We start from the raw sequence: 6,195 nt of genomic DNA on the forward strand, positions 1-6,195 counted from the left end.
CCCTTCCGTTCTCTCTGGGGGTGTATTTCGGGGATGCGGCTCCGATCGTCCAAATGGAGAGAATGCACGAGATCATGGTTGCCAACGGCGACGGCGACAAGCTGATTTGGTCCACCGAATATGGAACACCCACATCGGTTGTCGACGAGGCAACTCAGGCGGCGATGATCCAGGATTACCTCAGTTCCTGGAGTCAACTCGACTATGCGGGCCCGTCATTCATCTACACGACGCGGGACATCAACACCGCCAGCACCAACCCGGACGACACCTTCGGCGTGCTGCGGGACGACTGGTCATGGAAACCGGCTGCCTACGTCATCCAGCAGTGGACCGCTACACATCCACAGCAGCCCATGCCGGTCGACCTCGTGGCTGCGATGCGAAGCCTTGCGCCGACTACGCCTGTCGCGGTTGATTCCACCTCGGGCGCGCTGATGACCATCGACCAAGCCACGGGCGCACCGGTACCGGTCACCACGCTGGCCGCGGCGACGGTCGCCCCGGCCACGTCGCCGCGCGCGACGAGCCCTACGCTGTCGACGAGCTCCACTGACGCAGTGGATGTTCCGAGCGCAAACCCGACGATGGTGCCCGTGCTGCGCGGTGCCCAAGTTGCCGTACCGGCGACCACCAGTGCGGTCGCTGCCGCCGTCACGGCACCAGCGACGCAAGCTGCAACGGTGCCGAACCCGTCTGTGCCTAGACGTGTCGACCCGTCTCGCACTCGGGACGCGTCGGTACCGTCGTCCGCAGCCACGCCGGCCGGGGCCTCAGCCACGTCGGCACCACAGCCGCGGGAAAACAGCCGCAACGGTGAGCGGGCAGGCGCAGGCCGCCCCCAGCATCGCAGCGAGCAAAGCTCAGATGAGCCGAGCAACACCCGACGCAACAACGCCACCCAGGCGGCTGCGGGTTGAGGATTAGCGGCGTCCGACGCCGACGAGGCTGACGCCCGGCAATTCGTAGCCGTCGGATGTAGCGAAGTCTTGCATGGCCGCATCGATCCGGAACCGGATGGCGGTGCTCACCTCCGCGGGAAGTGCGGCCAACACCCGGGCAATCGGCCCAGCCAGCGAGGGAACCACTGACCACCAGTCGTCAACCGACGCAACGTGGACGGGACTCGCGACATCGCGGACGGCGACGTCGGCGAACCCGGCGCCAGTTAGCAAGTCGTCGAGAGCCCCCGGCGCTTCGAGCGAAAACGGCCCTGGCACCCCAGGCGGTGGGACGGGCATTCCCGTCTCGGCGGTGACCGCGTCGAACAGCAACCCCAGCCACGGATTGAGGTCACGTGGTCCCCACACCGCGAAGACGGCGCGACCGCCCGCCCGCAGCACCCGGTGGCATTCGAGCACCGCGTTCGTCGGTTCCGGTGTCAGCATCAGACCCTCGCGGCACAGCACCGAGTCAAAGCTCTCCTGCGGGAAGTCGATCCGCTCGAGGTCGACTTCGCGGCTCGTGACGTTGGTGAGCCCGGCGGCTTTCGCCCGCTCGGCGGCGATCGCCGTCATCTCCGGTGCGACGTCGGAGAGCACCACCGCTCCGTTTGGTCCCACGATCGCCGCGGCGGCAATACCGACTCCGCCTGGGCCGCAGGCAAGTTCGAGAACGCTTTCCCCGGCCCGAAGACCGGCGGCGGCGAGCATCGCATCGGCGACCGCCGCCCCTCGAGTGTCGACGTAGTCGGCGTGCTCACCCCACGACGGTGCTGCCGACGCCCACATCGCACGCAGCGCCGCACGCAGCTCTTCGTTCTCCATGCCCACCCCCAGATCGCGACGTCACTCATCCTTGCCGCTATCAGCAGCCGTGCACGCAGATTGACCGACATGGTGATGCGAAGCGCTGCCGAATCCGCCGATGTACGTGGGAGGAACCATCCCACGTGAGATTCTGCGTGGGTGTCCGCACCGGAGGCGCCTTCGGGGGTCCTGACGTTCCTCTTCACCGATATCGAGGGGTCGACCCGTCGGTGGGAGGCGGACGCTGTTGCAATGCGGACGGCACTGGCGGCGCACGACGCCGTGTTGCGCGAGGCGATCCACACGCACGGCGGCTTCCTGTTCAAGCACACCGGCGACGGCATGTGTGCCGCATTCGCTTCGCCACAGTCGGCGGTGGACGCGGCGGTGGCCGCCCAGCGGGCACTGGAGCTACCGGTGCGGATGGGGATGGCGACCGGAGAAGCCGAGCTGAGCGGAGGTGACTACTTCGGTGCGGTGCTCAACCGTGCCGCGCGGGTGATGGGCGCTGGCCATGGCGGTCAGATATTGCTGGCGGATTCGACGGCAAACCTGCTGCCCGGTAACGATCTCGTCGATCTCGGGCCAAGGCGGTTGCGTGACGTGCCAGCCCCCGTCGAGATATCTCAGGTCCGCGCCGACGGCCTCCGCACCAAGTTTCCGCCGCTGAAGACCGTGGACATGACGCCGGGGAACTTGAAGCCGGCAGTCACCAGCTTCATCGGGCGCGACTCCGAGGTTGCGGAGATCGTCGCGGTGTTGCGAGAACACCGACTGGTGACACTGACCGGAATGGGCGGGGTTGGCAAGACCCGATTGTCACTCGAGGTGGCCGAACACCTGACCAACGAATTTCCGGACGGGGTCTGGGTTTTCGAGCTGGCAGCCGTCACCGATCCGAGCGCGCTGCCCGACGCGGTGGCAGCTGCGATGGGCATCACCCAGCAGCCCGGCAAGAGCCTGATCGATAGCGTGGCCGCTGCTCTCGAGGGCCGGGTCCGGCTGTTGGTGTTCGACAATTGCGAACACGTCCTCGACGCCGCGGCTGACGCGATCGGGGTGATCCTCGCCCAATCAACGAGCGCGAAGGTCTTGGCCACCAGCCGTGAAGGGCTCGTGATCGCTGGCGAACAACTGTGGCCGGTGGCTCCCCTCGACATCGGCGCGGGTACCGACTCGGCAGCGGTACGACTGTTCGTCGAACGAGCGCGTGCCGTAGCGCCGAGCATGTCAATGGTCCAGGCCGGTGAGGCTGCCGCGGTCGTGGAGATCTGCCGCCGCCTGGACGGGATTCCGCTTGCCATCGAACTGGCAGCCTCCCGGATGGCCTCCATGACGTCAGCGGAAGTGCGTGATCGTCTCGATCAGCGATTTCGGCTGCTCGTCGGACCGCGGCGAGGGCCGGAACGCCACCAAACGCTGCGCCACGCCCTGCAGTGGTCCTACGATCAACTGTCAGAATTGGAAACGGTTCTGCTAGAACGTATCTCCACGTTCGCTGGCGGATTTGACCTCGAAGGTGCTTGCGCCATCACACAATCCAGTCACCCCGATGAATCGGATACCTTTGACGAGTACACCGTCTTGGACCTACTGGATGCCTTGGTGCGCAAGTCGCTCATCGTCGCCGACCGGTCAGCCGGCCGGACGCGGTACTCCATGCTGGAGACGATCCGCGAGTTCGCCGGAGAGAAACTGACCGAGCGCGGCGGCGAAACAGCCGCCCGGGCCGCGCACGCCCGCCACTTTGCCACGCTCGAAACCAACGTCGTCGCCCTGTGGGACAGCCCTCGACAGCGCGAGGCCTATGAATGGTTCGCTCTCGAACTACCCAACCTTCGGACGGCGTTTCGGTGGGCGGCCAATCGCGGCGACCTCGACGTTGCGGCGTCCATCGCCACCAACACATGGTTCCTCGGCTACGGCATCGACAACTATGAACCCGTGGCATGGGCTGAAGAGCTCATCGAGGCCGCACGAGCGGTGAGCCATCCCGGGCTCGCGGTGTTGCACGTGATGGCATCGCAGTGTTGGTTGCCGGGGCGGATCGAGGCCGCGGTTCACTACAGCGACCTGGGCCAGCTACTGGTCGGCAGAGTCGGCGATGCGGTGCCGTTCGGCGCGGAGGGCCTAATGGGCACCTCCTACATGAACTCCGGCAGGCCCGACCGGTCGGTGGAGTGGTGTCGCGCACAGCTCGTGGGCTCCGATGACACCCACGCGCTCACCCGGTCCTGCCTCGTCTTCGCGTTGGTGGTCTCGGGTTCCGACACTGAGGCGATGAGCATTGCGGATGGACTGATCGAGGCGGCGGAAGCCAGCCGCAATCCGTTTGCGATCACGTTCGCAATGCTGGTCTTCGGGCTGGCGTTCCGCGGCGCCGATCCAGTCCGCTCGCTCGATGCGCTGCGTCGGGGGTTGGCGGTCGCCAAGGACACCTCCAACCGCTCCAATGAGGCGCAGCTGGCGATTTGCCTGGCAAGCGTGGAGGTTGGCTCCGGTGACTCGCTGGCTGCGCTCGAGCACATCGCTCTAGCGATCCGCAGCCTCCACGACTCCGGAAACACCACCACGGTCCGCAGCCCCTTGGCGGTGTTGGCCGCGTTGTTCGACCGGCTCGGCCACCACGAATCGGCAGCCACCATCGCCGGATTCGCCGTCAACCCCTTCACGGCGGCCGCCCTACCCGAGGTCGGCACGGCGATTCATCACCTGCGCGTGGTGCTCGGCGCGTCAACGTACGAATCGTTGGTCGGTGTGGGCGAGACAATGACCACGTCCGAAGTGGTGTCCTACGCCTACGACCAAATCGACCGGGCCCGAGCAGAACTGAACACGGCTTGAAGTAGACGATCAAGTGCGACTGCGGAAGTCGCCTCGCGCGCTCATCGACCGCGCGCGGCCACCGCTCAGATTGCCTGCAGCAGCGCGCAATACGTCGCTAGATCAGAGCTAGGTTGATCGCATCCGTGTCCGTTGGCGTGTCCGGATTGCCGCAGGCGCCCGCCTTCTTCGTGTAGGTGAGCGTGCCGGTCAGGTTCGCGGGGTCGAGTTGGTACGAGTAGTGCGCCGGCGCAATCGTGCCGTCGGGACAGACCCATCCGTCCGTCGGGCTGTCGCGTTCGATCGACCATTTGCCGCCGGGCGTGCGGGCAATGGGCGCGCTCCAATTCCTGGCGCTCGTCACCCGACCCGTGCAGGTCCCGGCCGCATCGCAGCTCGAATTGACCACCCAGACCGACCGCCGGTTGTCATTGAGAAAGTAGATGAAGCCACCATTGAGAGCGGTTTCCTGAGCCGGAACACCAGGCCCTCCACCGCCACTCCCGTCGGGGTCGGCCCAGGCGGTCGCGATAGTGCCGAACGCCAACACGCTGCACAGGCCCCCCGTCGCAAGGGCTCGTTTGATCGACACTGGGGTCTCCTCGAGAGCTGTCAGACACGACGGCGAGCCGCGTCACTTGGATGTATAACAGCTTGCTCAGCGAAGAGTCTGCGGTTTCGGCAATTTTTTAACTATTCCGTCAATTATGGTCTAACCTCGCACTCAAGGAGCTGCGCGCAGGGTTCTGGCAAGTCGATAGCAAACTGGAAGGCTTTTCCATGACCTCGACGCGACCGGCGACTTGGGTGGGCGCACTTACCCTGACCGTTGGAATGGCGCTGGCATCCGGAGCCAACATCGCTTCTGCCGACGACACCGATTCAACGGACTCCGCACCCTCGGCGTCAACGAGCTCAGGAGTCGGCGGGGGCGAAGAACCGGCCCAAAGTGATTCGTCTCCGGCCGGTACGGCCACAGGCGCTTCGACAGCCGCGGGGGACGCCTCGTATGACCGAAACCCCACGGCCTCCAGCACTACCGGCCAAACCGACAACGATGGACCGACCAGCAAAGTCGGATCCGAGCCAACCAGCTCGGTGGCGAAACACGTTGGCGTGGGCGAAGAGCCGGCAGCTCCCGAAGGGGCCACCCCCGCTAAAGTCGCCGAACCCACCACCGCCGCCAAAGTCGCCGAACCCACCACCACGGCCACCGTGGCCGAACCGGCCACACCTGGCGCCGAGGCAGGAATTGCCGCCACGGCTGAACCCGCTGCCTTGGCGACAGCGGCGCCAGCCGAGGACTCCGCGCCGACGCCTGCCGCCGCCAACGACAGCGAACCCTCGATCGGACCCGCTCCGCGCACCGACGACATGTCGTTCCAAAACCCCCCGCGGGAAGACCGCTATTCCGATGGCGGATGGAGTTTCCAGGTGGCCCCGCAGGATCCGGGTGTCACGATCACCGCGACAACAGCCAGCGGCACCGTGACGCAGACCGGCCGGTTCTACATGCTCTCCACGGGGAACCCGGACGGCTACAACTTCACCTGGACGCCGACCAACCCCGGCGACACCCCGCAGGACGTCGTCTTCACCGCAACGCGTCCCGACGGCACGACCA

At 66.0% G+C, this 6,195-nt stretch carries 3 protein-coding genes and 2 pseudogenes; 3 read left to right on the forward strand and 2 right to left on the reverse strand.

Annotated elements, in window-relative coordinates; translation table 11 throughout:
- Nucleotides 1–920 (forward strand): annotated as a pseudogene (locus QOD90_RS12520) (hypothetical protein); the annotation flags it as partial.
- Between the two features lie 3 nt (nt 921–923).
- Here the strand turns inward: QOD90_RS12520 and QOD90_RS12525 are convergent.
- Nucleotides 924–1,766 (reverse strand): class I SAM-dependent methyltransferase, encoded by an 843-nt coding sequence (locus tag QOD90_RS12525; protein ID WP_526350092.1) that lies wholly within the window; start codon nt 1,764–1,766, stop codon nt 924–926.
- Between the two features lie 141 nt (nt 1,767–1,907).
- Between QOD90_RS12525 and QOD90_RS12530 the strand changes: the two genes are divergently transcribed.
- Nucleotides 1,908–4,592 carry an ATP-binding protein gene (locus tag QOD90_RS12530; RefSeq protein ID WP_526350094.1) on the forward strand — a complete coding sequence of 895 codons (2,685 nt, stop codon included), beginning with the start codon at nt 1,908–1,910 and terminating at the stop codon, nt 4,590–4,592.
- Nucleotides 4,593–4,689: 97 nt separating this feature from the next.
- Here the strand turns inward: QOD90_RS12530 and QOD90_RS12535 are convergent, their stop codons facing one another.
- A complete protein-coding gene (locus QOD90_RS12535; protein WP_526350096.1) occupies nt 4,690–5,163 on the reverse strand; it encodes a hypothetical protein in 474 nt (157 codons plus the stop codon).
- Between the two features lie 524 nt (nt 5,164–5,687).
- Here QOD90_RS12535 and QOD90_RS12540 point away from each other — a divergent pair.
- Nucleotides 5,688–6,195: pseudogene (locus QOD90_RS12540) on the forward strand (hypothetical protein); the annotation flags it as partial.

The organism is Mycobacterium sp. (assembly GCF_032161845.1).
Lineage (GTDB): Bacteria > Actinomycetota > Actinomycetes > Mycobacteriales > Mycobacteriaceae > Mycobacterium.